This window comes from Rhodoferax sp. GW822-FHT02A01 (assembly GCF_038784515.1).
Taxonomy (GTDB): domain Bacteria; phylum Pseudomonadota; class Gammaproteobacteria; order Burkholderiales; family Burkholderiaceae_C; genus Allorhodoferax.
The window spans coordinates 3,792,786-3,818,796 of the sequence record NZ_CP152376.1; the positions used below are offsets into that span (position 1 = coordinate 3,792,786).

The 26,011-nt window shown below is 61.6% G+C and carries 20 protein-coding genes; 12 read left to right on the forward strand and 8 right to left on the reverse strand.

Features of this window, described 5'->3' with window-relative positions:
• Positions 1-45: 45 nt before the first annotated feature.
• The 5 genes from ftsH (at position 46) to AAGF34_RS17905 (ending at position 5,897) form a co-directional block, all read left to right on the forward strand.
• On the forward strand, positions 46-1,962 hold the full coding sequence (gene ftsH / locus AAGF34_RS17885; RefSeq protein WP_342621130.1) for an ATP-dependent zinc metalloprotease FtsH: 1,917 nt from the start codon (positions 46-48) through the stop codon (positions 1,960-1,962).
• Between the two features lie 87 nt (positions 1,963-2,049).
• Complete coding sequence (gene folP / locus AAGF34_RS17890) at positions 2,050-2,922, forward strand: dihydropteroate synthase (RefSeq protein ID WP_342617064.1); 873 nt, start codon at positions 2,050-2,052, stop codon at positions 2,920-2,922.
• Positions 2,923-2,986: 64 nt separating this feature from the next.
• Positions 2,987-4,318, forward strand: a complete 1,332-nt coding sequence (glmM, locus tag AAGF34_RS17895) for a phosphoglucosamine mutase (protein WP_342617065.1) — start codon at positions 2,987-2,989, stop codon at positions 4,316-4,318.
• Positions 4,319-4,320: 2 nt separating this feature from the next.
• Positions 4,321-4,821 (forward strand): GNAT family N-acetyltransferase, encoded by a 501-nt coding sequence (locus tag AAGF34_RS17900; protein WP_342617066.1) that lies wholly within the window; start codon positions 4,321-4,323, stop codon positions 4,819-4,821.
• Positions 4,822-4,877: 56 nt separating this feature from the next.
• On the forward strand, positions 4,878-5,897 hold the full coding sequence (locus AAGF34_RS17905; protein WP_342617067.1) for a transporter: 1,020 nt from the start codon (positions 4,878-4,880) through the stop codon (positions 5,895-5,897).
• 7 nt (positions 5,898-5,904) lie between these two features.
• Here the strand turns inward: AAGF34_RS17905 and AAGF34_RS17910 are convergent, their stop codons facing one another.
• Complete coding sequence (locus tag AAGF34_RS17910) at positions 5,905-6,591, reverse strand: glutathione S-transferase (protein WP_342617068.1); 687 nt, start codon at positions 6,589-6,591, stop codon at positions 5,905-5,907.
• Between the two features lie 105 nt (positions 6,592-6,696).
• Here AAGF34_RS17910 and lplT point away from each other — a divergent pair, with 105 nt between their 5' ends.
• Entirely contained in the window at positions 6,697-7,944 is a 1,248-nt protein-coding gene (gene lplT, locus AAGF34_RS17915) for a lysophospholipid transporter LplT (RefSeq protein WP_342617069.1), read from the forward strand.
• Positions 7,945-7,955: 11 nt separating this feature from the next.
• Here the strand turns inward: lplT and AAGF34_RS17920 are convergent, their stop codons facing one another.
• The 3 genes from AAGF34_RS17920 to AAGF34_RS17930 all read right to left on the reverse strand — a co-directional run bounded on the left by AAGF34_RS17920 (position 7,956) and on the right by AAGF34_RS17930 (position 13,524).
• The gene (locus AAGF34_RS17920) at positions 7,956-8,447 is read right to left on the reverse strand and encodes a hypothetical protein (protein ID WP_342617070.1); all 492 of its coding nucleotides are present in this window, start codon (positions 8,445-8,447) and stop codon (positions 7,956-7,958) included.
• A 67-nt stretch (positions 8,448-8,514) separates the two neighbouring features.
• On the reverse strand, positions 8,515-10,860 hold the full coding sequence (locus AAGF34_RS17925; protein ID WP_342617071.1) for a bifunctional metallophosphatase/5'-nucleotidase: 2,346 nt from the start codon (positions 10,858-10,860) through the stop codon (positions 8,515-8,517).
• Between the two features lie 123 nt (positions 10,861-10,983).
• Entirely contained in the window at positions 10,984-13,524 is a 2,541-nt protein-coding gene (locus tag AAGF34_RS17930) for a cation-translocating P-type ATPase (RefSeq protein WP_342617072.1), read from the reverse strand.
• 222 nt (positions 13,525-13,746) lie between these two features.
• Here AAGF34_RS17930 and AAGF34_RS17935 point away from each other — a divergent pair, with 222 nt between their 5' ends.
• Positions 13,747-14,973 (forward strand): glycosyltransferase family 1 protein, encoded by a 1,227-nt coding sequence (locus tag AAGF34_RS17935; protein WP_342617073.1) that lies wholly within the window; start codon positions 13,747-13,749, stop codon positions 14,971-14,973.
• Here the strand turns inward: AAGF34_RS17935 and asd are convergent.
• Positions 14,917-15,798: an archaetidylserine decarboxylase gene (gene asd / locus AAGF34_RS17940; RefSeq protein WP_342617074.1), complete on the reverse strand. Its 882-nt coding sequence runs from the start codon at positions 15,796-15,798 to the stop codon at positions 14,917-14,919. The genes AAGF34_RS17935 and asd overlap by 57 nt on opposite strands.
• Before the next feature lie 44 nt (positions 15,799-15,842).
• On the opposite strand from asd, the gene AAGF34_RS17945 reads away from it, so the two are divergent.
• Positions 15,843-17,510: an aminotransferase class III-fold pyridoxal phosphate-dependent enzyme gene (locus AAGF34_RS17945; RefSeq protein ID WP_342617075.1), complete on the forward strand. Its 1,668-nt coding sequence runs from the start codon at positions 15,843-15,845 to the stop codon at positions 17,508-17,510.
• A gap of 351 nt (positions 17,511-17,861) precedes the next feature.
• Here AAGF34_RS17945 and AAGF34_RS17950 read toward each other — a convergent pair whose 3' ends face one another.
• Together AAGF34_RS17950 and ppk2 are read right to left on the reverse strand one after the other, a co-directional pair.
• Positions 17,862-18,473, reverse strand: a complete 612-nt coding sequence (locus AAGF34_RS17950) for a hypothetical protein (protein ID WP_342617076.1) — start codon at positions 18,471-18,473, stop codon at positions 17,862-17,864.
• Positions 18,474-18,584: 111 nt separating this feature from the next.
• Positions 18,585-19,508 carry a polyphosphate kinase 2 gene (gene ppk2, locus AAGF34_RS17955; protein ID WP_342617077.1) on the reverse strand — a complete coding sequence of 308 codons (924 nt, stop codon included), beginning with the start codon at positions 19,506-19,508 and terminating at the stop codon, positions 18,585-18,587.
• Between the two features lie 221 nt (positions 19,509-19,729).
• Between ppk2 and AAGF34_RS17960 the strand changes: the two genes are divergently transcribed.
• Both AAGF34_RS17960 and AAGF34_RS17965 read left to right on the forward strand, forming a co-directional pair.
• Entirely contained in the window at positions 19,730-20,752 is a 1,023-nt protein-coding gene (locus AAGF34_RS17960; protein ID WP_342617078.1) for an ABC transporter substrate-binding protein, read from the forward strand.
• A gap of 19 nt (positions 20,753-20,771) precedes the next feature.
• On the forward strand, positions 20,772-23,465 hold the full coding sequence (locus tag AAGF34_RS17965) for an EAL domain-containing protein (protein ID WP_342617079.1): 2,694 nt from the start codon (positions 20,772-20,774) through the stop codon (positions 23,463-23,465).
• Here the strand turns inward: AAGF34_RS17965 and AAGF34_RS17970 are convergent.
• Positions 23,451-24,032 carry a phosphohydrolase gene (locus AAGF34_RS17970; RefSeq protein WP_342617080.1) on the reverse strand — a complete coding sequence of 194 codons (582 nt, stop codon included), beginning with the start codon at positions 24,030-24,032 and terminating at the stop codon, positions 23,451-23,453. The genes AAGF34_RS17965 and AAGF34_RS17970 overlap by 15 nt on opposite strands.
• A 128-nt stretch (positions 24,033-24,160) precedes the next feature.
• Here AAGF34_RS17970 and phnC point away from each other — a divergent pair, with 128 nt between their 5' ends.
• Complete coding sequence (gene phnC / locus AAGF34_RS17975) at positions 24,161-25,012, forward strand: phosphonate ABC transporter ATP-binding protein (protein WP_342617081.1); 852 nt, start codon at positions 24,161-24,163, stop codon at positions 25,010-25,012.
• 32 nt (positions 25,013-25,044) lie between these two features.
• A complete protein-coding gene (phnD, locus tag AAGF34_RS17980; protein WP_342617082.1) occupies positions 25,045-25,992 on the forward strand; it encodes a phosphonate ABC transporter substrate-binding protein in 948 nt (315 codons plus the stop codon).
• Positions 25,993-26,011 lie beyond the last annotated feature (19 nt).

The window sequence follows — 26,011 nt, forward strand, 5'->3', positions numbered from 1 at the left end:
GCAGGGATGCGTCTACCTTCTTTTGCGCCCTATCTGGAGCTTCGTTTGAATAATCAGTGGTTTTCGAAAATTGCAGTTTGGTTGGTGATCGCCCTGGTGCTGTTCACCGTGTTCAAACAGTTTGATGCCCGTGGCACCAGCGGAGTAGGCACGCTGGGCTACTCCGACTTCCTGGAAGAAGTGCGCAACAAGCACATCAAGAGTGCCGTCATTCAAGAAGGTCAAGGCGGAACCGAGATTGTTGCGGTCACCACCGATGACCGTCGCGTCAAGACCACGGCCACCTATCTGGACCGCGGGCTGGTGGGCGACCTGATCAACAACGGGGTCAAATTCGACGTCAAGGCACGTGAAGAAGGCTCGTTGCTGATGACGTTGCTGGTCAGCTGGGGGCCCATGCTGCTGTTGATCGGCGTCTGGATCTATTTCATGCGTCAGATGCAGGGCGGTGGAAAGGGCGGAGCATTCAGCTTTGGCAAAAGCAAGGCGCGCCTGCTGGACGAAACCACCAATACCGTCACCTTCGCCGACGTCGCAGGTTGCGACGAAGCCAAGGAAGAAGTGAAGGAAGTCGTGGACTTCCTCAAGGACCCTGCCAAATTCCAGAAGCTGGGCGGTCGCATTCCGCGCGGCTTGCTGTTGGTTGGCCCTCCCGGCACCGGCAAGACCCTGCTGGCCAAGTCCATCGCTGGGGAAGCCAAGGTACCGTTCTTCAGCATTTCCGGTTCCGACTTTGTGGAAATGTTTGTGGGCGTGGGCGCATCCCGTGTCCGTGACATGTTCGACAACGCCAAGAAGAATGCACCTTGCATCATCTTCATCGACGAAATCGACGCCGTGGGCCGCCAGCGTGGCGCCGGCCTGGGTGGCGGCAATGACGAGCGTGAACAGACCCTCAACCAGATGCTGGTGGAGATGGACGGATTCGAGACCAATGTTGGCGTGATCGTGGTGGCTGCCACCAACCGCCCCGACATTCTGGATGCCGCCTTGTTGCGCCCGGGACGTTTTGACCGCCAGGTCTATGTCACGCTGCCCGATATCCGTGGCCGAGAGCAGATCCTGAACGTGCACATGCGCAAGGTTCCTTTGGGCCAGGATGTGAGCCCCGGTGTGATTGCGCGTGGCACACCCGGCATGAGCGGTGCTGATTTGGCCAACCTGTGCAACGAAGCGGCCCTGATGGCTGCGCGCCGCAATGCGCGTCTGGTCGAGATGCAGGATTTTGAGAAGGCCAAGGACAAGATCCTGATGGGTCCGGAACGCAAGAGCATGGTCATGCCCGAGGAAGAGCGCCGCAATACGGCCTACCACGAGTCCGGACATGCGCTGATCGGCAAGCTGCTGCCCAAGTGTGATCCGGTGCACAAGGTCACCATCATTCCCCGTGGCCGCGCCCTGGGAGTGACCATGAGCCTGCCGGCACAAGACCGCTACAGCTATGACAGCGAATACATGCTCAACCAGATCAGCATGCTGTTTGGTGGCCGCATTGCGGAAGAGGTGTTCATGAAGCAGATGACCACCGGCGCCAGCAACGACTTCGAGCGTGCCACCCACATTGCCCGTGACATGGTTACCCGTTACGGCATGACCGATGCACTGGGCCCCATGGTGTACGCTGAAAACGAAGGTGAAGTGTTCCTGGGACGTTCCGTTACCAAGACCACCACCATGAGTGAGCAGACCATGCAGAAGGTGGACTCCGAAGTGCGCCGCATCATCGACCAGCAGTACGCCCTTGCGCGCAAGCTGATCGAAGACAACCAGGACAAGATGCACGCCATGGCCAAGGCCCTGCTGGAATGGGAAACCATCGACAGTGACCAGCTCGACGACATCATGGCAGGCAAGGAACCCCGCCCGCCCAAGGACTGGACACCCCGTACGCCCAACTCCGGCGGCGGTAGCGACGGTGGCGCACCTGCGGTATCGGTCGATCCCGCACCAACGGTTGCCTGATTCTTCAGAGGCTGCCAGCAGTCAGGAAACGGGGCGAAAGCCCCGTTTGTCATGGTAGCTCCAAGAGCAGCACACAAGGCCTTCAGCATGTTTTGGCAAACCTCCCGCTTCACCATTGACCTCTCAAGCCCCAAGGTCATGGGCATCGTGAACGTCACGCCCGATTCCTTTTCCGACGGCGGGCAGTTCGCATCGCGCGACGCGGCAATTGCCCACTGCGACCAGTTGCTCAAGGACGGCGCGGACATCCTGGATATCGGTGGTGAATCCACGCGGCCCGGGGCACCTGCAGTACCTTTGGATGAAGAGCTGGCGCGCGTGCTGCCAGTGGTGCGCCATGCGGTGACGCTGGGTGTGCCGGTTTCGGTGGATACCTACAAGCCTGCCGTCATGCAGGCAGTGCTGGATCTGGGGGCCGACATCATCAACGACATCTGGGCCTTGCGCTGGCAAGGTGATGCCCACGGCTTGACTGGACAGCAGGTGGCAAGTGCCCACGCATCGTGCGGCGTGTGCCTGATGCATATGCACCGCGAACCGCAGACCATGCAGATGGCGCCCATGGAAGGTGACGTGTTGCCGCAGGTCTATTTCTTCTTGCAGCAGGCGGCCTTGCAATTGCAGGAGTTGGGAGTGGATGCCAAACGCATCTGCCTGGATCCCGGCATTGGCTTTGGCAAGACGGTGCAGCAGAACTTTGCCTTGCTGGCGCGCCAGGCCGAATTGTTGCCTTTGGGCTACCCGGTGCTTGCCGGTTGGTCGCGCAAATCATCGCTGGCCGCCGTGACGCAAACCTCTTTGGGCAGTGTTGCCACCATGGATGCGCAGGAGCGCATGGTGCCCAGCGTGGCGGCTGCATTGATTGCTGTGCAAAACGGTGCGACGGTGGTGCGGGTGCACGACGTCAAGCAGACCGTGCAGTCGCTCAAGGTATGGGCTGCCTGTCAGGCGGCCCGGTAGGGGCAGGGGAGGGTTCAGGCCCCTACCGGTATTTGATCCAATAGAAACAAACACAGGAGTAAAAATGGGACGTCAGTATTTTGGAACCGATGGCATTCGCGGTACCGTGGGGCAGTCGCCCATCACCCCGGACTTTGTGCTGCGCCTGGCCCATGCCGTCGGACAGGTGCTCAAGAAGACCGAGGCGCGCCCCACCGTGCTGATCGGCAAGGACACCCGCATTTCGGGCTACATGCTGGAGAGTGCGCTGGAGAGCGGCTTTAACTCAGCTGGCGTGGATGTGGTGCTGCTGGGGCCCTTGCCCACGCCCGGCGTGGCCTACTTGACACGCGCGCAGCGGGCCTCCCTGGGCGTGGTCATCAGTGCCAGCCACAATCCGTTTGCGGACAACGGCATCAAGTTCTTCAGCGCACAGGGAACCAAGCTGTCCGATGCCTGGGAAGAAGCCGTAGAAGCCGCGCTGCAGCAGGCGCCGGTGTGGGCGGAGTCTGCGCACCTGGGCAAATCCCGTCGCCTGGAAGATGCGGCGGGTCGCTACATCGAGTTCTGCAAGAGCACCTTCTCCAACGACCTGACTCTGAAGGGTCTGAAGATTGTGGTCGACGCGGCACACGGCGCTGCCTACCACATCGCCCCCAAGGTGTTCCATGAGCTGGGCGCCGAAGTGATTGCCATCGGTTGTTCGCCCGACGGGCTCAATATCAACAAGGACGTGGGTGCCACGCATCCTCAGGCACTGGTGCAGGCGGTGAAGGAGCACCATGCGGATTTCGGCATTGCGCTGGACGGAGACGCGGACCGCTTGCAATTGGTGGACAACACGGGGCGCTTGTTCAACGGGGACGAGTTGCTGTATCTGATGGCCGATGACCGGCTGGGCCGCGGTGAGGCCGTTCCGGGCGTGGTCGGAACGCTCATGACCAACATGGCGGTGGAGGTCGCACTCCAGTCGCGTGGCGTGCAGTTCGTGCGTGCCAAGGTGGGTGACCGCTACGTGCTCGAAGAGCTGGAAAAGAAGCGCTGGATTCTGGGTGGCGAAGGCTCCGGCCACTTGCTGGCATTGGACAAGCACACTACCGGTGATGGCCTGATTTCATCGCTGCAGATCCTGCAGGCTTGCGTGCGTTCGGGCCGCTCTATGGCGCAATTGCTGCAAGGCGTGGAGCTGTTCCCACAGACCCTGATCAATGTACGGCTGACCCCGGGCCAGGACTGGAAGGCCAATGCGGCCCTGCACAGTGCCACCCAGGCGGTGGAGGCCGAGCTGGGCAACAGCGGTCGTGTGCTGATACGAGCCAGCGGCACCGAACCCTTGGTGCGCGTCATGGTGGAGGCCCGCGACGCCAAACAGGCGCAGCAGTCTGCCCAGCGCATTGCAGATACCCTGAAAGTCTGAGCATGACCGACACCATCCGTGTCTGCCTGGCCGACTATGCCAATCCATTGCATGGCAAGGCTCTGGTGGAGATGCTGGACGCCTATGCGCGTGATCCCATGGGCGGAGGCGAAGGTCTGAGCGCATTTGCCAAGGCCCACTTGGTGGCGGAGTTGGCGCGTGTGCCGGGCGCCTTCAGCGTGCTGGCATTTGATGGCGAAGCGGACACCATTCCCGTGGGGCTGGTGAACTGCATGCAGGGCTTTTCCACCTTTGCCTGCAAGCCTCTGATCAATGTGCACGATGTGGCAGTCCTTTCCGCCTACAGGGGCCGTGGCATTGCCGAACGCATGTTCGGCTTGGTTGAAGCAGTGGCGCGCGAACGCGGTGCCTGCAAACTCACGCTGGAAGTGCTGTCCGGCAACGCCGGTGCCATGCGCCTGTACGCCCGCGTGGGGTTCGCCCGCTATGCATTGGATCCGGCAGCGGGCGAAGCCAGCTTCATGCAGAAGTGGCTGGGCTGAACTGACATATTTCGCGGTTATGCTGCGCACCTTTGCCTGTGCAACGGGATCGCGCAATGAGCACTACCCCAACTACCCCTTACGGCGCCGACCCTTCGGGCCTGATCTGCGGCTTTCAGTTCGGTGCAACGGGGCAGGGCGCTCCGGTTGATGCGCAGCTTGCGCTGCAGTGGCTGAGCCAGACAGGTGCCGACCAGCACTCAGGCTTTGTGTGGCTGCATTTCAACCTGGCGCACAGTGCTGCGGAAAAGTGGATGCGCGAACACCTCACGCTGTCCGACCAGTTCTACGAGTCCTTGCGGGATGGCTCCCGTTCCACCCGCGTTGAGCTGGACGACGACATGTTGGTGGCTGTGGTCAATGACGTGCACTACGACTTTGCCTTTGAACCCTCCGATATATCCACCCTGTGGCTCTCGGTGGGCCCACGTCTGGTGGTCACTGCGCGCCTGCAGCCATTGCGTTCCATAGACCGGTTGCGGGATGCGGTCAAACGGGGGGCGGCCATGGGCTCGTCGGTGGAGCTGCTGGTCCATCTGATGCACGACCAGGGAGATGTATTGGTCAGCATTGTTCGCGGCACCACCCAGCGCGTGGACGAGATTGAAGACAACCTGCTGGCGGGCCGGCTGGAGAAGAAGCGCGCCGATCTGGGGTCGCTGCGCCGGTTGCTGGTACGGCTGCAACGTCTGCTGGCACCGGAGCCCGCCGCACTCTTTCGTCTGTTGACCAAACCACCCCGGTGGATCGTGGAAGACGATTTGCAGGAACTGCGCCAATCCACCGAAGAGTTCAACGTAGCGTTGAGTGACATGGCGGCGCTGCAGGAGCGCATCAAATTGCTGCAGGAAGAGATCGCCGGACGCGTGGCCGAGGCCAGCAATCGCACCTTGTTCGTGTTGACGGTCGTGACGGTGCTGGCGCTGCCCATCAACATCATTGCCGGTTTGCTGGGCATGAACGTGGGCGGCATCCCCTTCAACGAGCATCCCTATGGTTTCTGGATCGTGGTGGCCATCATCGTGACCTTCACCGCCATTGCGGCGTGGCTGGCGTTTCGCAAGCCGCGCGATTAGCGCGGACTCAGACCATCACAACCGGGCCACCCTTGGCGACGGCGCGCTGGTAGGCGGGGCGGGCCACCATGCGATCCCGGTAGGCCTTTATGTTCGGATAGCGGCTTGCGCCTTCGCTACGCGAGAGAGCGGCCTCGATGGCGAAACTCATCTGGAAATCGGCCATGCTGATCTGGTCTCCCGCAAACCAGCTGTGCTTTCCCAGATGCGCATCGATGAACTCCAGGGCTGTGCGCAGATTGGGGTCGATCAGAATGGCTTGCACTTGGGCGCAGAGTTGTTTGGCAATGGGGCGCACGAAGAAGGGCATGGGTTGCTTCGGGATCGACATGAACACCAGCTTCATCACCAGCCAGTTCATCAGCGAGCCCTCGGCAAAATGCATCCAGAAGCGGCACTGCCGATGCGCCCAGGTACCTGTGGCCGGTTGCAGCGCGGCCAGTTCAGGTGGAGCCCACTCACCAAATTTTTCCACCAGATATTCCAGTATGGCACCCGACTCGGCAACGACCTCGTTCCCGTCGGTGATGACGGGGGACTTGCCCAAGGGGTGAATGGCCCTGAGTTCCGGGGGCGCCAGCCGCGTCCTGGGATCGCGCTGGTAGCGTTTGATGTCGTAGGGGACGCCCAATTCTTCCAGCAGCCACAGGACGCGTTGGGAGCGGGACGTCTCCAGGTGATGTACGGTAATCATGCGGCTGATTATGTGGTGCTGCGCGACTTGCTGCTGTGTCATGGGCCTTTCACACGGCTGCGTCACGATGCTGACTTCATGCATTCACCATTGCGACATACACCCATGCCCCGCGCCTTCTATCTGGTTTTGGGAGTGCAGTTCCTCTCCACACTGGCCGACAACGCCTTTCTGATTGTCGCCATCGCCCGCGTGCTGGAGCTCTCGGGGCCGGGTTGGCTGATACCGCTGCTCAAGATCAGTTTCACTCTGTTCTATGTGGTGCTGGCGCCCTTTGTGGGGCCCTTGGCGGACGCCTTTCCCAAAGGGCGTGTGATGTTGCTGGCCAACGCGCTCAAGGTGGTGGCCATGGTGTGGCTGCTGTGCGGCGGCAATCCGGTGCTGGCCATCGGGCTCGCCGGCCTGGGATCGGCTATCTATGCGCCTGCCAAATACGGCCTGATCACCGAGCTGCTGCCCGCGCGCGACCTGGTGCGCGCCAATGGCTTTTTTGAAAGCGTTACCGTCTGCGCGGTGATCTTTGGTACCGTGCTGGGAGGGCTATTGGTCAGTCCGTTGATGCCGCGCCTGGCCATGCCGTTTCCGTCGCTGACCCTACTTGTGCAACCCACGGCGCTGGTGGCCGGTATGCTGGTGCTGCTGGTGATGAATGCGGTGGCCATGTTGCTGAGCGCCGCCGTGGTGGACAGCGGCGCGCGCTACGACCCGCACTCCATCCATCCGGCCCAGCTCATCAAGCGTTTTGTGGCCGAGAACCGTGTGCTGTGGCGCGATGCCTTGGGTGGCTTGTCAATGTCGGTCACCACCTTGCTGTGGGGCGTGGGTGCCACCCTCCAGCTGATGGTGCTGCGCTGGGCGCATGAGGCGTTGGGCCTGCCTCTGGCACAGGCGGCTTACCTGCAGGGCATCACCGCGCTGGGTGTGGTGGCTGGCGCCATATTGGCCAGCCGCTGGGTCGAGCTCACCCAGGCGGAGCGGCTGCTGCCGGTGGGCATTGTCATGGGTATGCTGGTGCCGCTGCTGCTGTGCGTGCACAGCGCCTGGACGGCGGCGTTGCTGCTGGTGCTGGTGGGCGCATTGGCGGGCTTTTTCGTGGTGCCCATGAATGCGCTGTTGCAGCACCGCGGCTGCACGCTGCTCACGGCGGGGCGCAGCATCGCGGTGCAGGGTTTCAACGAGAACGCGGGTATGTTGCTGATGCTGGGCGTCTACGCGGTTGCCATTGCGGTGGAGGTGCCCCTGCATGCGTTGGTATGGGGGTTTGCCGTGATGGTGACCGGCGGAATGGTGCTGATCTGGTGGGGTCGGAACAGGTCACTGCACCGGTTGCCCTCTCGGCCCATGACGCGTTAGTTTTCAGTCACCTATTCCGCGGGTACCAAGTTGCAGATTTTCCCCACGCACTGCACCCGCATGCCGGTGGCCTTGGGTGGTGCGGCCTCCATCTCCCGGGTTTGCGCGATACGCACGGTGCAGTCGCCCGGTATCGTGCTGCACAGGGCTTTGTCGCCAACGCCAAGCTGCTTCTGGGTCTGGCGGAAATCCTGCAGAAATTCAGCCGCAATCTGCCTCGCATGCAGATGGCCCACGCGCGCATAGCTCAGTGCGCCCACAAACCCAAAATATTCCACACCGAGTTTCTTAGGCGTCGATAGCTTGGGGTCGTTGCGCATATCACGTATGCATTGCGAGTAGGCATTGGTGTCGCGGTACATGTGCGGGTAGCACTGTGCCTGCGCCAGGGCGGCCGCTTCGGCGATGGCTTGTTGGCGTGCATCGGATGCGGCCCATGCTGCCTGTGTGGCCCACGCCAGCAGAACCGGCACGGCTATCCACTTCAATCGGTTGAACGTCATGCGGGATTTACCGTTCCCAATGGAAAAAGCCCTCCCGCGAGCGGGAGGGCTGTAGTGCAGCTTGCCATCAGTTTAGACGGGTCACACGCGGTGCGGGCGGGCTCACGGGAGAGTTCGCCTTGAAGTAGGCAATCAGCGCGGTCAGATCCAGCATCTTGGTGTCGGTGATGTTGGAGCCAGTTGCCATCACGGTGAAGTTGTCTCCGCCGCTGGCCAGGAAGCTGTTGGTCACGATCTTGTAGCTCTTGGCTGGGTCAATGGCCACGCCTTTGAGCTTCAGGCTTCCCGGTACGATGCGGTTACCCTGTCCAACAGGGCGCCCTGCAGGCTGGTTGTTGTCATAGGTGTAGGTCAGGCCAGAAGACGGTTGCAGCAGACGTCCTACTGCGCCGGTTGCAGCATTGGTCTTCGCGGTGTTGTTGGGGGCCTCCCATTGCTGTTCCAGCAGCCGCAGCAACTGTGCGCCGGTCAGGTTCAAGGTGGACAGCGTGTTTCCGAATGGCTCCACCGTATTGAGTGCCGCATAGGTCACATTGCCCGGCGCCACATAGCTCAGGTCCGCACGCACGCCGCCCGGATTGGTAAATGCAATGTCAGCACCGCCAGGAACACCCAGCAGATAGGAGTCGGCAATCACGTCACCCATGGCACCTTCGGCAGTTTCATCCCGCCCGGTCACACCGGCTACCGTCATGAGTGCCCGGTTGATGCTGGAGGTGATGGTTCCCACACTTTGCGCGGCAAGCGTGCTGGAGAGGCTCTTGTACTTGGTCACCAAGCCGTCAATGGTTGCGTCCTTGGCCACGGAGGTGAAGCCAGAAGGCAGAGTCGCATTGCCGGCCACATCTGCTCGGATTACCGGCTCCGTATTGGCGCTAGCCGAAACCATACCCTTGTTGGGCTGCAGCACCATGTCCACTGCGGTGACTGCGCCACCGTAATAGCCGGTGGAGGTCAGCAGCATGTTTTTCTTGGCTGCCTTGGCAGGATAGTTGCAGACATATTCCTGGTGGGTATGGCCGCTCACCACCATGTCCACGTCCGCAGACAGCTTGTCCACGATGGTGGTGATGTCACCAGCAAAGCCGGGGCAGGTCTTGTCGTTGATGGTGGTGGCCGTGGTCTGGCCACCCTGGTGAATCAGGACGACCACGGCGTTGACACCGTTGGCCTTGAGTTTGGCCGCGTACTGGTTGATGACTGCAGACTCTTCCTTGAATTCCAATCCTGCGATACCGCTGGCGGCCACGGCGGTGGGAGTTCCCTGGAAGGTCAGGCCGATGAAGCCCACGCTTACCGTTCCGAAGCGCTTGATGTAGGTGGCAGGCAGCAGCGTCTTTCCGGTTGCTGTGACGTTGACATTGGCCGCCAAATACTTGAACTTGGCACCCGGGTAGATGCCATTGACCAGACAGGTGTCCGCACCGACAACACCCTGTGTGCCTGATGCCGGATAGCAGCCACCATTCTGAATGCGCAGCAATTCCGCACTGCCGCGGTCAAATTCGTGGTTGCCTACCGATGTGACTTCCAGGCCGATGTTGTTGAGGATGTCCACCGTGGCCTCGTCGTGGGTGATCATGGACTCGAACGGCGAAGCGCTGATGGAGTCGCCCGCGCCCACTACGATGCTGTTAGTGTTTTGGGCCTTGAGGTTCTTCACCAGCGTGGCGAGGTAAGCCGCTCCGCCCACGGTCACGCTTTGACCGGCACCGCCGTTGGGGAGCACCATGGTCCCGCCGTTGCTGGCGGAAGGGGGAGCGAAGTTGCCGTGAAAGTCGTTCATGGCAATCAGTCGTACGTTGACGGGTTTAGCAGCAACAGCATCCAGCAATGCGTCATAGCCGTTGCCGGATTGGCTGCCCGTCTTCGCTACCAGCTTGTCCGTGATGAGGTCTTTGAGACTGTCAACGTTGAAACCTTTGGCCTTCAGATCATTGAGCACCAGGGTCTGCGCAGCGGCCAGCTTGGTCGGGTCCAGCAAGGCTGCCATGCTCGCGTCAAATGCACTGAAGAAAGCCGCTGTATCCACGGTGTCCGATGACAGGGACGCAACCAATTGTTCGGTAAGCGGCGTGACGTTAGCAGTGCCCGAGTTGCCAGTACCGTAGGCTACGGAATGCAGTTTGCGTGAGCCATCATCTGCTTCGATCAGGCAAGGAAGCTTGCCTATGGCGGTGGCAGCGTAGCTTCCATCCGCCGCAGACTTGGTGCTGGCAACGGAGCCTCCCGCGCAAATTACCGAAATGGATGCCCCACTCATGGCTGCGCCGGTAGCGGCCACGCCATTCACGCTGACCGCCGGTTCGCCGCCGCTGCCACCGCAGCCCAACAAGACGACACCCGCAGCGGAGGCAATACACAAGGACAGCACGAGCCCCTTGCGTTGCGTAATGGAGTCAATAGTTTTCATTATGAAATCCCAGGTTGAACAATAACGGCGCCATGCTATGTGTCTAGCATGTAAAGCTGATGACAAAGGCTGTGCCGGCCTATGTTGCAGACGCAGAGGCGCGGCTTGCACCGCAGCGGTTGTTCAAATTCCAGAGAGGGGATGGGTCCTGCGGCACATGGCCTCCAGCCAGACTACGCACGCGAGCAGCATGGGCAGCAGCATCCACCAGCTTTGCCACGGCGGCATGGACAAGCCCATGAGGTTGCGCAACCAGGGGACGGCCAATACCAGGGTCAGCATGGCTCCTACGGCGGCACCCATACGTGACAACCAGGGGTTGCCGCCGCGGAAGTTTTTCCAGACTGGCAGCGTCTGGTTGCGGTTGGCGGCAATCAGCAACAGTACGCCCACCAGCAAGGCGCAGAAGACCAGCGTGCGTGCCTGGTCGCTGCTGCTCAGCGTGGCAGTCAGCCATGCCTGCCCGAGCAGCAGCACCGCTGCCAGGCCCGTGCCCTGCATGGTGGCGTGCAGCAGATAGGTCGCAGCAAAAGGCGAGTCGCCCACTGCGCGCGGAGGCCGCGTCATCACGTCTTCGCTTTCAGGTTCTGCCTCAAACACGATGGAGCAGGCCGGGTCTATCAACAGCTCCAGCAAAACGATATGCACCGGCAATAGCAGAATGGGCCAGTTCAACAGGGAGGGCACCAGCGCCAGCGCAATGATGGGGATATGCACCGCGAATACAAAACGGGTGGCCTTGCGGATGTTGTCATCGATGCGCCGCCCCTGGCGTATGGCGGCCACGATGCGCGCAAAGCTGTCGTCCAGCAGCACCAGGGCTGCGGACTCGCGCGCCACATCGGTGCCGCGCTGGCCCATGGCAATGCCCACGTCGGCGGCCTTGAGGGCGGGGGCATCATTCACACCATCGCCGGTCATGGCAACCACCGCGTCACCCTGGCGCAGCAAGCTGACCAAGCGCAACTTGTGGTGGGGCGCAAGCCGGGCGCAGATGTCCACCTGCTGCAGACGCGCTTTCAGGGCCTCGTCCTGCAGGCTCTCGATCTCCGTGCCGGTGATGACTTCCGGCCGTTGCGACAGCCCAACCAATCTGGCTATGGCCAGTGCCGTGGCAGGATGGTCTCCGGTCATCATGATGACGCGGATGCCGGCTTGCCTGCACTCGCCCAACGCGGCAGCGACTTCGGGGCGCGGTGGATCGGCCAGGCCAATGAGGCCCAGAAACTCGAAGTCGAAATCATGCTGGCTGGTCGGGTGCGCATGGTCCGGTGTGGCACTGTCCCAGCGGCCACAGGCCACGCCCAGCACCCGCAGTCCGCGCTGCGCCATGGCCTCCACCTGCAGGCGTATTGCATCGCGCCGCGCCGGCTCCAGATGGCACAAGTCGGCCACGGCCTCGGGTGCGCCTTTGGTGGCCAGCAGATGCTGTTGCGGGTCTGCGTTGGTGAACACCCGCGTCATGGCCAGGATGTCCTGGGACAGTGGGTATTCCACTTCCGGCACGTGGCCGTCGTGCACATGCTCGGTGCCTTCCAGCCACTGGTGGCCGAACTGTTGTATGGCCTTTTCCATGGGGTCAAACGGGTCGCCCGGTGTGGCCAGCATGGCGAATTCAGTCAGCCGGTGAAACAGTTCGGGCATCTCCTGGGCGCCCTCAGGCGTGAAGTGCTGATCCTCCAGGGTCAGTTCGGCAACGGCCATACGGTTCTGGGTGAGCGTGCCCGTCTTGTCCACGGCCAGCACAGTGATGGCGCCCAGTGCCTCTACCGCACTGACACGTCGCGTCAGCACTTTCTGCTGTGCGATGCGCCAGGCACCCAGGGCGAGAAAGACGGTGAGGATGACCGGTATTTCTTCCGGCACGATGGCCATGGCCAGCGCGATGCCCGTGAGCAGACTCTCCAGCAGGGTGTGGCCGTCCCATAGCCAGTTCAGGCCAATCTGCGTCACTGCCAGACCGAACGCGCCCCAGCCCAGCCGGGTGACCAAGGTGCGCGAGCTTTGCTGCAGCGCAGATACCGGTTCCACCGTGGCCGCCAGGTCGGCACCGATGCGCCCCACCGATGTCTGCTGCGCGAGGGCCGTGACTTCAGCCCAGGCCATGCCGCGCGTAACCACGGTGCTGGCAAACAGATTGGTGCTGTCGTCCGGCAGTTTGGCAATCGGCACGGACTCACCGGTCAGCAGCGATTCATCGACTTCCACCGAGCCTTTCAACAACCTGGCGTCCGCCGCAACCCGATCGCCCTCGCGCAGCACCAGCAGATCACCGCACACCACATCGCGCCCGGCAATGCGTTGTTCCTGTCCACTGCGGATCACCAGGGCACGCGGTGCCGATAGTTCGCGCAGGGACTCCAGCGCCCGTTGGGTCTTGCGTTCCTGTGCCAGAGTGATGCCAATCACCACCAGCACAAAACTCAGCAGGAAGATGGCTTCGGCCTTGTCACCCAGCGCCAGATAGATGGCGCCGCCCGCGAGCAACATCAGGAACATGGGTTCGGTCACCACGTCACGCACAATCGCCCATGTCGACTTGGGCAGATTGCCCGGCAGCAGGTTGGGGCCGTCAGCCTCCAGGCGGCGACGCGCTTCCTCCGGACTGAGTCCGTCCAGGCGGGGTGCGTCCGTCATTGGGTCTGACTGCGGTTGTTGTTGCATATTCCTGCTCCTGCGGACCATCATAGGCAGACGGTTGGGCTCCATATCCTGTTTCGGTCGACCTTCATTGACTTTAGGCAATTCAATGGTCGTTGTGTGGCCGCCAAAGACTTCAAACTGTCAAAAAAGCATCACCAAATTGCAGTGATTGATCTTTAGTCTAGCGGTGTGAAAACCACAGACGACCTCCTCATTGAGTCCTTCGCGGCGCGGCAGTCGAGTATGCGTATTGCCGTCGTGACGGAAACCTTTCCACCAGAAGTCAACGGCGTCGCCATGACGCTGGGGCGCATTGTGGAGGGACTGCTGAACCGTGGCCATGCCATTCAGGTTGTGCGGCCGCGCCAGGCACGCGAAGCCAACGATATGCGCGAAGGCCTGGACCAGGTGCTCTCCAAAGGCATACCGCTGCCCACCTATGGCGAGTTGCGCTTTGGTCTGCCCTCCAAGAGCCGTCTGGCCAAGCTGTGGGGCGAGCGCAGGCCGGACATCGTGCATGTGGTGACCGAGGGCCCGCTGGGCTGGTCCGCCGTGGCCGCAGCACGCAAGCTGCACCTGCCGCTGACCAGCTCGTTTCATACCAATTTCCATAGCTACTCGCAGCACTACGGCATGGGCATCCTGAAGTCGCCCATCGAGAGCTATCTGCGCAAGCTGCACAACCGCACCCAAGCCACCATGGTGCCCACACGTGCCATGCTGCAGGAACTAAAAGGCCGTGGCTACGACAATGTCACCCTGGTGTCGCGCGGCGTGGCCATTGAACTCTTCAAGCCCAGCCGCCGCTCCGAAGCCCTGCGCGCAACCTGGGGCGTGCTGCCGGACGACCCGGTGGTGATTCTGGTGGGGCGCCTTGCCAAGGAAAAGAATGTGGGTCTGGTGGTTTCGGCCTTCCGTGCCATCCAGGCCAAGCAGCCGCGTGCCAAGCTGGTGTTTGTGGGCGATGGCCCCTTGCGCAAGACGCTGGAAGAGATGTGCCCGGACGCACACTTTGCCGGCATCCGCAAGGGCGAGGAGCTGGCGGCGCACTACGCATCGGGTGATCTGTTCCTGTTCCCCAGCCTCACCGAGACGTTTGGCAACGTGGTGCCCGAGGCGCTGGCCAGTGGTTTGGCCGTGGTGTCGTATGCCAACGCCGCCGCGCAGGAACTCATCATCCAGAACCACAACGGCATTCTGGTGCCCAATGGCGATGAGCTGGCCTTTGTGAATGCGTCAGTGGAATTGGCCATGGACCGAGCCCGGCAACAGCAGATGCGCGAGGTCAGCCCGCGCAGCGTGGCCTATCTGGCCTGGGGCGCGGTGTGCGAGAGTTTTGAGGAAGTGCTGCGCGATGTGCTCGCGCGGCATGAGCAGCAATTTGGCATGGTGGATGGCATCCACCTGCCCGGATCAATGGCTCCAGCGAAGGAGCGCCTGACCCATCCGCACGTGAGTCCCTTGCTCTAGTCCTTCGCACAGGGCAAACCCGGCGGGTGCCAGAACGATCACCGTAGACCCATGCTGGAACCAACCCATCTCTTGACCCTTGCCGAAGCTGGCGTTGCAGGCCATCGTCTTGGCGCCCTTGTATCCCATGTGCAGCAGCACATCCAGAAAGTGCAACCGGATGCTGGCCACCAGAATGGCCGCCACCGGCACCAGCGCAACGCGCTGCCCGTTGATGGAACCGGTGCCGTTCAGGCGCGTGCTGATGAAGGCACGCTCGTTCTTGCAGAACAGCTTTTCCACGCGCTTGAGCGCGATCGGATTGACGTTCCAGGTGTCGCCAGAAAAGTAGCGCACCTTGTCCACCGTGCAGTTGTAGGGTGCGTGGAAGCGGTGGTACATGCTGCTGGTCAGGCGCAAGGTAACAAAGGTGCCGTTGCGCCAGGCGCTCAGGTCTTCTTCGGTGCCCAGCAGGTCTTCCAGCGTGTAGGGGAAGCCCTTGGCCTGGAACACCTGCGTGCCGGCTATGGGGCCGCAGGCACCGATGATGCCGTCCACCGGGCTGCTCATCACGTTGGCGTCGGTGTCGATCGTGCGTGCACCGTCCTTGAGCTCGCGGGTGAAGCAGTCATGCATGCTTTTGAAGTGCTGCTTTTTCGCCTCGCTCAGGTCCAGGTCGCTGAAGAACTTCCAGATGCCGATGGAAGCACTGCGCACCAGCGGATTTTCGATCTTGCTGAAGCGCCCCATGAACTGGGTCAGCCAACGTCGCGGCAGGCGGTTGGTCAGCAGGAAGTTCAGGTCTTCGTTGGCCAATAAGTTGTGAATCTGTTTTTTCAAAGTCATGTTGATAGTTCTCTGTAATCGTTTTGCTAGGAAGGCAATAACCCGTGAATGAATCGTTTGGTATGAATACCCTGGCCCTTTACACCGTAGGCAGTGCAGCGCTGGTGTTGGCACTGACCAAGGCCAAGACGCGCCTGGAGTTGTCGATGGCCAAGCACCGCTCGTTGGCCGGTCACCCGCGCACGGCGCGCCGTGTGGCGGCCTTGCTGCCCGGCTACCGCTACAGCGAAGACCAGGCCTTTGCCGTGGACGGCGCGCCGCCCAACGTGGTGGCCCAACGCAAGGCGGCGTTCGCAAGTCTGGTGGCACGCTGCCAGCAGCGTTACCCCAAGAGCCTTGCGGCCAGTGCAGAAGCTGCGCAAAGCCTGTCGGACCTGCAGTTCATCAGCGCCTACCGCGTGCCCTTCCAGTTCCGTGATCTGGCGGCCAAGGGTCTCAAGGTGGGCTCCTTTGTGCAGAGCACCGCAGGCGTGACCGTGACCGACCTGGATGGCAACACCTTCTACGACCTCACCGGCTCGTATGGCGTCAACCTGTTCGGCAATGACTTCTACAAGCAGTGCATGGACGACGGCATTGCCCTGGTGCGTGACCTGGGCCCAGTGCTGGGCGCCTACCACCCGGTGATGCTGGACAACGTGCGGCGCATCAAGCAGATCAGCGGCATGGACGAGGTGAGCTTTCATATGTCTGGCACCGAGGCGGTGATGCAGGCCGTGCGCCTGGCGCGCTACCACACGGGGCGCAGCAAGCTGGTGCGCTTCTGCGGCTCTTACCACGGCTGGTGGGGCGATGTGCAGCCCGGCATCGGCAACCCGGTGCCCGCGCGCGATACCTTCACCCTCACCGAAATGGGCGAGGGCACTTTGCGCGTATTGCGTACGCGCAAGGACATCGCCTGCATCCTGATCAACCCGCTGCAGGCCCTGCACCCCAACGTGGCCGCACCCAGCGATGGCTCGCTGCTCGACAGCTCGCGCAAGGCCCATTTCGACAAGGCCGCCTACACCGCCTGGCTGCAGGAGCTGCGCCGCATCTGCGATGACCGTGGCATCGCGCTGATCTTTGACGAGGTGTTCATGGGTTTCCGTCTGGCCAAGGGTGGCGCGCAGGAGTACTTCGGCGTGCGTGCCGATCTGGTGACCTACGGCAAGACCCTGGGCGGCGGCTTGCCCATTGGCGTGGTGTGCGGCAAACGCGAATGGATGCGGCGCTTCCGTGACGACTCTCCCGCCGACATCTGCTTTGCCCGCGGCACCTTCAACTCCCACCCGTATGTGATGGGCGCCATGAACGTGTTCCTGCGCCGTCTGGACGATGCCAGTATCAGCGCCCTGTACCAGGGCTTGGAAGAAACCTGGAACCACCGCGCAGCGTTGCTCAACAAGCGTCTGCACGATGCCGGCGTGCCGGTCCGCGTGGAGGGCATGTCCACGGTATGGACCGTGCTGTACACACAGCCCGCAAGCTATAACTGGTTGTTCCAACACTATTTGCGCCTGGAGGGAATCGCCCTGAGCTGGGTCGGTACGGGGCGCATCATCTGGAGTCTGAATTTCACGGATGCCGATTTCGAAGAGGTGGTGCAACGGTTTGTCCAAGCGGGTCTGGCGATGAAGGCGGATGGCTGGTGGTGGACGGACGGGGTGACTACCAACAAGACCATCAAGCGTCGGTTGTTGCGGGAGATGTTGGCTACCAAGTTTGGTTGATTGCCTAAAGCAGGGTGACTGGTTGTTGCCCTGTTTTTGGTTGGAATGCACGTTAGGGGCTGCTTGTGGCGGCCGATGCCACTGGGGTAGATGGTTCCGTTCGTGTCCCCCGGCCTTCGGCCTCCTCCTTTACCTCACTGCACCATCTACCCCAGCGTCATCGGCAACCAGCAGTGTTGGCACGCAACGACTGAAAACCCTTCGCGTGCCAACAGCGTTGGTTGACTCAGGGCGGCGTGGCATTCTGCGCCGGTAGGTAAAGGAGGAGGCCGAAGGCCGGGGGACACGGACGGCGCAGAGTGCCACGCCGCACTGAGTCCCACGAGGTGCCTTGAACGCAAAGGCAAGGTATCAGGCCACAGGCCCCAGGTGCCCACGTTCCTCAATCAACTCACCACGCATCAGCGCCAACGGAGCCTTGTGGTAGAGGTAGATGTCGTGGAAGGGATCGGTCAGGATCTTGGTCATCCATACCAGACCATCGAGCACGCCCTTGATGAAAAACAGGTGCACCGTGCGGAACAGCAGGCCGCCCACACCGATGAACAGCCACAGCATGCCGGTATTGCGTGCAAAGCCCTGCCACGAGGCGGCAGGCTCCAGCAGGCCCATGAAGCCGGGATCAATCCACAGCGCGATGGGAGCACCGGCCCAGATGGCCAGCAGCACCATCTTGCGGCGCAGGTTGTAGCCCACCTTGATCTCTTCCTTGTGTTCTTGCGTGGCCTGGTTGACTTCGTCGTAGCCCAGCGGCTCGAAGAAGAAGTGGCCGGATTGGCGCGTAGTCATGGATACCAGCCAGGCCACCAGGGCCGCAACGGCCGGGTCGACGAACAACAGCGCATAAGCCACCAGGAAGCTGATGGCACTGATGAGGTGCAGCGTCTGGTTGATGCGGCTGTGGTGGTAATAGCGGTGGTCGTCCCAACGCTGAATCTTGAGTTGCCTGAAAAATTCGTTCATCCGATAAACCTCCAGTTGAGATGGAGCAATCGTAGGGAGGGAAGATTGCAGGCGCGTGACAGCTTGTGTGACGGTTTGGTTAATTGCAACCGGGCCACCACCTCACGGTTATCAGTAGCGCTCGGGTACGTACATCTCGGGCGGCACCGGGTGGCGGATGTAGTCGTCGTTGCGCACGCGGGCTGGCAGCACCACAGTGTCGTGCTCGATCTCGGTATAGGGGATCAGGCTCAGCAAGTGGTCTATGCAGTTCAGGCGCGCCTTCTTCTTGTCCACCGCCTGCACGATCCACCAGGGTGCTTCCGGGATGTGGGTGCGCTCCAGCATGGTTTCTTTGGCCTTGGTGTATTCCTCCCAGCGCACGCGCGACTCCAGGTCCATGGGGCTGAGCTTCCATTGCTTGAGCGGATCGTGGATGCGTCCCAGAAAGCGCGAGTGCTGCTCGTCGTCGGTGATGGAGAACCAGTACTTGATGAGCTGGATGCCGCTGCGCGCCAGCATCTTCTCGAACTCAGGCACGGTGCGGAAGAACTCTTCGTATTCGTCATCGGTGCAAAAGCCCATGACGCGCTCCACACCGGCGCGGTTGTACCAGCTGCGGTCGAACAGCACCATCTCACCGGCAGCCGGCAGGTGCGACACATAGCGCTGGAAATACCACTGGGTGCGTTCACGGTCATTGGGTGCGGGCAGGGCGGCCACGCGTGCCACGCGCGGGTTCAGGCGCTGGGTGATGCGCTTGATCACGCCACCCTTGCCGGCAGCGTCGCGGCCTTCAAACAAGATCACCACCTTGTGGCGGCTGGCCACCACCCAGTCCTGCAATTTCACCAACTCACCCTGCAGGCGAAAGAGCTCCTGGAAGTAGGTGCGGCGTGCCACCTTTTCGTCGGCGGAGCGCGGTTGGCCGTAGGCCTGCAGCTCTTCCATGTTGCGCTCTTCGAGCTCCATCTCCAGCTCCTCGTCGTAGCTGTCGAGCAGATCTTCGCGCAGGCGGCGCATCATCTCTTCTTGTGCAGTGCTGTCAAGGCTCATGGATTCACCGTTCGGATATGTGGAGGAAAAAGGCACACAGCATGTAACAAATTCATTTCATTCGTATGACAGGTCCGTAGTACGCCGTAAACTCGAATCGGCAACAAGCTGTTACAGGTCTATGATGCTCACTGCTAGTTTGGCACACAACAGGGCGCAGACCCTGCAGTGCGGAACACGCTGGATGCCACCATCCAGAAGAATAGTTAGGGGGACAGCAAATGCAACGAAGACAACTACTCAGGTACCTGGGCGCTCCCACAGCGGCTGCGGGCGTTGCGCCATGGGTCTTGGCGGCTGGTCTGCAGAGAGTTGCCATCGCCGTCCCCGGTCCCGGCAATTTGCATTTTCTGCCTTTGGCGCTGGCGCTCAGGACGGGGGCCGATGTGGCCCAGGGTATTCAGCTGGATATCCGTTATGTGGGCGGAGGCCCGCAGGCTTTCCAGCAAATGCTGGACCGCAATACCGACTTCTCGGTCGGAGGCCTGCCCGCTCTGGGGCTGCAGAAGGCCAGCGGCAACCCGGTGGTCTGCGTGGCACCCATTACCCGCGTGCCAGCCTATACGCTGCTGGTTCGCAAGCAGTTTGAACGCACCATCAAAAATATCCGGGATCTGAGCGGTCAGGTACTGGGAGTCAAGGGCCATGTGCCGGGTGGGCGCTCGACAACACAGCTGATCACCGAATTCGTGTTGCGCCAGGCTGGCGTGGCGCCTGACAAGGTCAACTTTGTGGCGGTGGGGCAGTCCTTCGACAGCCAGCACGCGGCGTTGGCCAGTGGCACGGTCGACGCCATCATGGGGGATGAACCCTTTGCGACCCGGCTCATCAAGGAAAAAGTGGCTTTTGCCCTGGCGGATTTCCATGACTTGGGTCAAACCCGCAAGCTCATGGGCGGGCTTTTCCTGAACGGGCATCTCGCCACGCGCGATGATTTCATTGCCAGCAAGCCCGATCTGGTCGGCAAAGTGGTGCGCACGGTCACGCGCACGCTGGTGTGGATTCACGCCCATTCGGCCCAGGACATCGTCGGCGCCCTGACGCTGGAGGATGGACCGGAGCGCAGGGCCTGGCTGGATGTGCTTGCCGATCACAAGAACATCTACTCACCCGACGGCAAGTTCGTGCCGGATGAGATCAACACCACCAACCGCTTTCTGCATGCCGTGGAAACCAGCGACGCGGTTGCTGCCCTGGATTTGAGCAGCATCGTCAACAGCCGATGGGCGGGGCAGGGCGCCTGATGCAAATGCGATACGGCCTATGAAGCGCAACACCGGTGGCAGCCTGCGGCATCAGGTGTATTGGCGGCTTTTTTCCGCCTTCGTGTTGGTGGCATTGTTTGGCGGCGTTGCGTTGTTGCTGGCTTACCAGATGTTGCTGCAGCGCACGGCCCAGGCGGCGGTGGAAGAGTCCGTGCAGTATGTGAAGCACAGCATCACGCAGCTCAAGGGCAACTGGCAGAAGAACGCACTGGAGGTGAAGTCGCAAATCGATTTCATGCGGATATTCGGCAAGAGCAACGAAGGCAGCTGGCTCAAGCTGCAGGCGTACTTCAGCCGGCTGGAGGGGCAAGTGGGGCGCTTCCCTTCGGGCGTGGTGACCAGTTCGCAAGGCAAGGTCCTGTTTGCGTTTGGTCCGGATGGGGAGGACTTTGGCAAACAGATCGATGGCAATGCCCACATCCCGGTCTGGTACTACAGCGCACAACGGCGCACCGCCTTTGCCCTGATCCAGGCGCCGCTGTGGCTGGGCGATCTGGGCAACGGGCAGATCGTCTTCCTGCAGGCGCTGGACAGCAGCGTGCTGGCAACGCTGGCACCGCAGGATGTGCGTCTGCTGCTGGTGCTCAATAACCGCACCATCGGCAGTTCGCGCGGTTCGGTGGACGACGATGTGGCAGTCAACATGGGCTTCAGCGGCACCGTCAGCTATGACGCCATGGACGCCGAGCAACGTCCCTTGCAGTGGTTCGACAACGATCTCGCGGCACCTCAACTGCTGGTGCAGTATGCGGTGCGCGAGCCACTTTCCCGGCAGCTCATCTTCTGCTCGGCTCTGGCACTGCTGGCACTGTTCACCGTGGTGTTGTGGGTGGCGATAGGCCGCTGGTCCACGCGGGTGACCCGGCGGATCGAATACCTCAGCCAGGCCACCGCTCAGTTTGCGGGTTCGCGCCACATGAGCGAGCCGCTGAAACGCCTGCTGCACCAGGCCGGATCACGCCCGGACGAGATTGCCAGGGTGGCGCAGTCCGCACACGATCTGATGCAGAGCATAGAGACCTTTGACCACGAACAGTTTGCCTATCTGCAGACGCTGGAAATCCTGGAGGAGGGTGTGGTCGAGCTGGACAACCAGGGCGTGTACCTGCGGGCGAGTCCCGGCTGGTCGCGCCTGATAGGACGCGAGGTGGTGACCCGCAGCGACACGATCTTTGACGCGCTGCATCCGGAAGAAGCACCGGACTTTCACAAGCAGCTGGACCAGCTTTTCACCGGTGAGAAAAGCAGTCTGGTGGGCCGTATCCGTCTGCATCAGGGGGACAAAAAGGAGTTGTGGGTGGAGTACCGCTTCATCACCGGTGATGAGAAAGGCAAGCTCCCGACCAGTGTGCGCGGTGTGTTGCGTGACATCACGCAGAGCTACCTGCTGGAAAAACACATCTCCCACATGGCTCTGCACGACGCACTCACCGAGTTGCCCAACCGCATCCTGTTTGAGGACCGCGCCGCCGTGGCCCTGCGCACCGCGCAACGCAAAGGCACCAAAGTGGCCGTTGGCTTTGTGGATCTGGACCACTTCAAGAATGTGAACGACCAGCACGGTCACAAGGTCGGCGACCAGATGCTGGTGGCGCTGGCGCAGACGCTCAGGGCCTCCCTGCGCGCGGGCGACACGCTGGCCCGCTGGGGCGGCGACGAGTTCGTCGTGCTGCTGACCGATTTGTCGAGCGCGCAAGACGGGCGCGAGGTCATGGCCAAGTTCGCAGCCAGTTGCGAGCGGCCCATACAGATCGACGGCAACCAGTTCAACGTCACCTGCAGCATGGGTGTGGCGATATTCCCGGACGATGCCGAAACAACGGAGGCCATGCTGTCGCAGGCCGACCGCGCCATGTTCTTTGCCAAGGAGCAGGGGCGCAACACCATCCGCTTTGTGTCCGACATCGCCGACCGCGACCAGGAGCGCCGCTCGCTTTATATCCAGAACATGCTGGCCAAGGCCATCAAGCAACACAAGCTGCAGGTGTGGTTCCAGCCGATTGTGGATGCCTCCACCCGCCGCACCATTGGTTGCGAAGCGCTGGCACGCTGGCATGACGAGACCTACGGCTGGGTATCGCCCGCCACCTTCATTCCCATGGCCGAGAACCTTGGGCTGATACGCGAGGTGGGGCAGCAGGTGTGGGCCAAAACCGTGGAGAACATGAGCCGCTGGAAGCGCCTGGGCATGGAGCTGCGCATGGCGGTGAACGTGTCGCGCCGTCAGCTCTTCATCCCCAGCTTCACCACCGATCTGCTGGATGATCTGACACGGCTGGATCTGTCTCCGAGTGTGATCGACCTGGAGATCACCGAGAGCGTAGCCATGGAGGACGCGGAACACACCACCAAGCGGCTGGCCGAACTCACGGCCTGCGGCTTTGGCATTGCCATCGACGATTTTGGGACCGGTTATTCGTCGCTATCGCAGCTGCACGACATGCCGGCAACCAAGGTCAAGATCGATATTTCCTTTGTCCGGCGCGTGCATATTCCCCAGGGTGCCCAACTGATCCAGGCCATCGTCAAGATCGCGTCGGCCTTCAATCTGCAGACTGTCGCCGAGGGCGTGGAAGATGAACGCACAGCGGCGGCTTTGCATGCGCTGGGTGTCAACGCACTGCAGGGTTATCACTTTGCCCGGCCCATGGCGCCTGAGCACTTTGAGGAATTTTTGCTACAGCAGCGCTAGGCCTGAACCAAGCCGGGCGGAAACGCGCTGCATCAGCGCCTGCAGCTCGGAGTGGGCTTGCTGCACGTCGGGCGCAAACCAGCCAACGCGCTTGCCGTTATCGTCCCAACTGCGCAGCTGCTGGGCAGCCAGGGCAAAGGCGTTGGCCCTGAACTCCGCGCATTCCTGCTCACCCATGGGGCCGCCCTGCAATGCCAGGCTGCGCACGGAATCCGGTGACAGGGTCTGCACGTAGCCCGGGTGTGTGGCCACCAGGTAGCGCTTGGCATGCACGTGCAGCCGCACCGGCTCTGCCACCGCGGGGCCCCACAGCGCCAGCAATGTCTGGGCGCCGACGTTCTCATGCTGGTCGTCAATGCCGCGCAGCGTGGGGGTGCCATGCAGATCGGTCATCAGGTGCCCGACGTCGTGCAGCCAACTGGCCAGCTGCAATTCCGGCGTGGCACCCGCCTGCAATGCCAGCTGACCGCATTGCCAGGCATGTTCGATTTGGCTGATGCCCTCGCCGTCATAGGCCAGGTTGCCTTTGAATACGTAGAGTTCCAACAGGTCCAGTGGTGAATGCATGGCCGGATGATCGGTTGCCTGCATGAAGATGTGATGACACCCGCAAGGTGCCGCACTACGCGTGCCATGCACGGAACCTTCATCACGTTGTCATCACTCTTTCATGCCGCATCGTGAAGATTGCGCGCATGAGTTCGCCCATCGTTTCCGCTATCCGCATCGCCCATGCCAGCAAGTCGTTCAATCGCCGCGCCAAAGCCCTGGATGATGTGAACGCCACCATTCAGCAAGGGGAGTGTGTCGGGTTGCTGGGTGCATCGGGCTCGGGCAAGTCCACTTTGCTGCGTAGCATTTGCGGCCTGGAGCGGCTGGATGGTAAGGATAGTCTGGTGGAGCTGTTCGGGCGGCCCCTGCAATCGGCGGGTGCCCTGAGCAGCGACATTCGTGACCTGCGCCGCCAGACCGGCATCATCTTCCAGCAGTTCAACTTGGTGGGGCGCATGGACGTGCTCTCCAATGTGCTGACCGGCCTGCTGCCGCGCATGCCCCTGTGGCGCAGCCTGACTGCGCGCTTCAGCCGGGACGAACAGCTGCAGGCCTTGCAGGCGCTGGAGTCCGTGGGCCTGGCCGACTATGCATTCCAGCGCGCCTCCACCTTGTCGGGCGGCCAGCAGCAGCGTGCCGCCGTGGCGCGGGCCTTGTTGCAAGGCGCACGCATTCTGCTGGCCGATGAACCGGTGTCGGCACTTGACCCGGAGTCCGCGCGCCGCGTGATGGACCTGCTGCACCACCTCAACCGCAGCCAGGGCATGACGCTGGTGGTGAGCCTGCACAACGTGGCCATGGCGCGGCGCTACTGCGACCGCATCATCGCGCTGCGGGCAGGTGAGCTGGTGTTCGATGGTTCGCCCATGGAGCTGGACGACATCCGCTTGCGCCATCTGTATGGCGCAAGCACCGAAGAGCTGCTGATGGAGCACGACCCGCTCGACTCCCCGCCATTGCCCCTTAGGCAAGTACCTGTAGCGCTTGCGGCCTGAATTTCCTTTTTTTGTTCATCCGGAGAAACTCTATGAAGTCTGTACGTCTTTTGTCCGTCTCGTTGCTGGCGCTGGCCAGCGTGGCTGCCACCGCGCAGGAAATCAACTTCGGCATCATCGCCACTGACGCTGCCAGCGTGGAGCGTGAGCGCTGGGAACCGCTGTTCCGCGACATGGAAAAGAAGACCGGCCTGACGGTGAAGGCCTTCTACGCCCCCGACTACGCCGGTGTGGTGGAAGCCATGCGCTTCAACAAGGTGCAGATCGCCTGGTACGGCAACAAGGCCGCCATTGACGCGGTGGACCGCTCCAGCGGTGAGGTGTTTGCGCAAGTGCTCAAGGCCGACGGCTCGCTCGGTTACTCCTCGCTGCTGATCACGCAAAAGGACAGCCCCTACAACAACCTGAATGACGTGCTGAAGAACGGCAAGTCCATCAACTTCGGCATTGGCGATCCGGGCTCCACCTCCGGCTTCCTGGTGCCCAGCTACTACGTGTTTGCACAGAACAAGGTAGATCCGCGCACCGCCTTCAAGACCATCCGCAACGCCAGCCACGGCGCCAACATCCAGGCCGTGCTGGCCAAGCAGCTGGACGTGGCTACCAACAACACAGAAGAAATTGAAAAGCTCGAAGCCACCAAGCCTGAAGTGGCCAAGGAACTCAAGATCATCTGGAAGAGCCCGCTGATCCCCAATGACCCGCTGGTATGGCGCAAGGACCTGGACGCAGGCGTCAAGGCCAAGGTCAAGGGCTTTCTGCTGAGCTATGGCAAGACCGACGCCGACAAGGCCGTGCTGAAGAACATCTACAACTACAGCGGCTTCAAGGAATCGACCAACGAGCAACTGGTTCCCATCCGCCAACTGGAGCTGTTCAAGGACCGCACCAAGGTGGAAAACGACGCGCAGTACAGCGCCGAAGAAAAGACCAAGCTCTTGGCCGAGATCGACAAGAAGCTGGCCGCGCTGGGCAAGTAAGACGGGTTGCCTTCGCCTA

Bases quoted from the DNA above. Each gene is read 5' to 3' on its own strand.
- folP (WP_342617064.1), top strand. From the start codon at position 2,050: ATGTTTTGGCAAACCTCCCGCTTCACCATTGACCTCTCAAGCCCCAAG.
- phnC (WP_342617081.1), top strand. From the start codon at position 24,161: ATGAGTTCGCCCATCGTTTCCGCTATCCGCATCGCCCATGCCAGCAAG.
- AAGF34_RS17935 (WP_342617073.1), top strand. From the start codon at position 13,747: ATGCGTATTGCCGTCGTGACGGAAACCTTTCCACCAGAAGTCAACGGC.
- asd (WP_342617074.1), bottom strand. From the start codon at position 15,798: ATGACTTTGAAAAAACAGATTCACAACTTATTGGCCAACGAAGACCTG.
- phnD (WP_342617082.1), top strand. From the start codon at position 25,045: ATGAAGTCTGTACGTCTTTTGTCCGTCTCGTTGCTGGCGCTGGCCAGC.
- AAGF34_RS17970 (WP_342617080.1), bottom strand. From the start codon at position 24,032: ATGCATTCACCACTGGACCTGTTGGAACTCTACGTATTCAAAGGCAAC.
- AAGF34_RS17905 (WP_342617067.1), top strand. From the start codon at position 4,878: ATGAGCACTACCCCAACTACCCCTTACGGCGCCGACCCTTCGGGCCTG.
- AAGF34_RS17965 (WP_342617079.1), top strand. From the start codon at position 20,772: ATGAAGCGCAACACCGGTGGCAGCCTGCGGCATCAGGTGTATTGGCGG.
- AAGF34_RS17960 (WP_342617078.1), top strand. From the start codon at position 19,730: ATGCAACGAAGACAACTACTCAGGTACCTGGGCGCTCCCACAGCGGCT.
- AAGF34_RS17925 (WP_342617071.1), bottom strand. From the start codon at position 10,860: ATGAAAACTATTGACTCCATTACGCAACGCAAGGGGCTCGTGCTGTCC.
- ppk2 (WP_342617077.1), bottom strand. From the start codon at position 19,508: ATGAGCCTTGACAGCACTGCACAAGAAGAGATGATGCGCCGCCTGCGC.
- AAGF34_RS17910 (WP_342617068.1), bottom strand. From the start codon at position 6,591: ATGATTACCGTACATCACCTGGAGACGTCCCGCTCCCAACGCGTCCTG.
- lplT (WP_342617069.1), top strand. From the start codon at position 6,697: ATGCCCCGCGCCTTCTATCTGGTTTTGGGAGTGCAGTTCCTCTCCACA.
- AAGF34_RS17920 (WP_342617070.1), bottom strand. From the start codon at position 8,447: ATGACGTTCAACCGATTGAAGTGGATAGCCGTGCCGGTTCTGCTGGCG.
- AAGF34_RS17900 (WP_342617066.1), top strand. From the start codon at position 4,321: ATGACCGACACCATCCGTGTCTGCCTGGCCGACTATGCCAATCCATTG.
- glmM (WP_342617065.1), top strand. From the start codon at position 2,987: ATGGGACGTCAGTATTTTGGAACCGATGGCATTCGCGGTACCGTGGGG.
- AAGF34_RS17950 (WP_342617076.1), bottom strand. From the start codon at position 18,473: ATGAACGAATTTTTCAGGCAACTCAAGATTCAGCGTTGGGACGACCAC.
- AAGF34_RS17930 (WP_342617072.1), bottom strand. From the start codon at position 13,524: ATGCAACAACAACCGCAGTCAGACCCAATGACGGACGCACCCCGCCTG.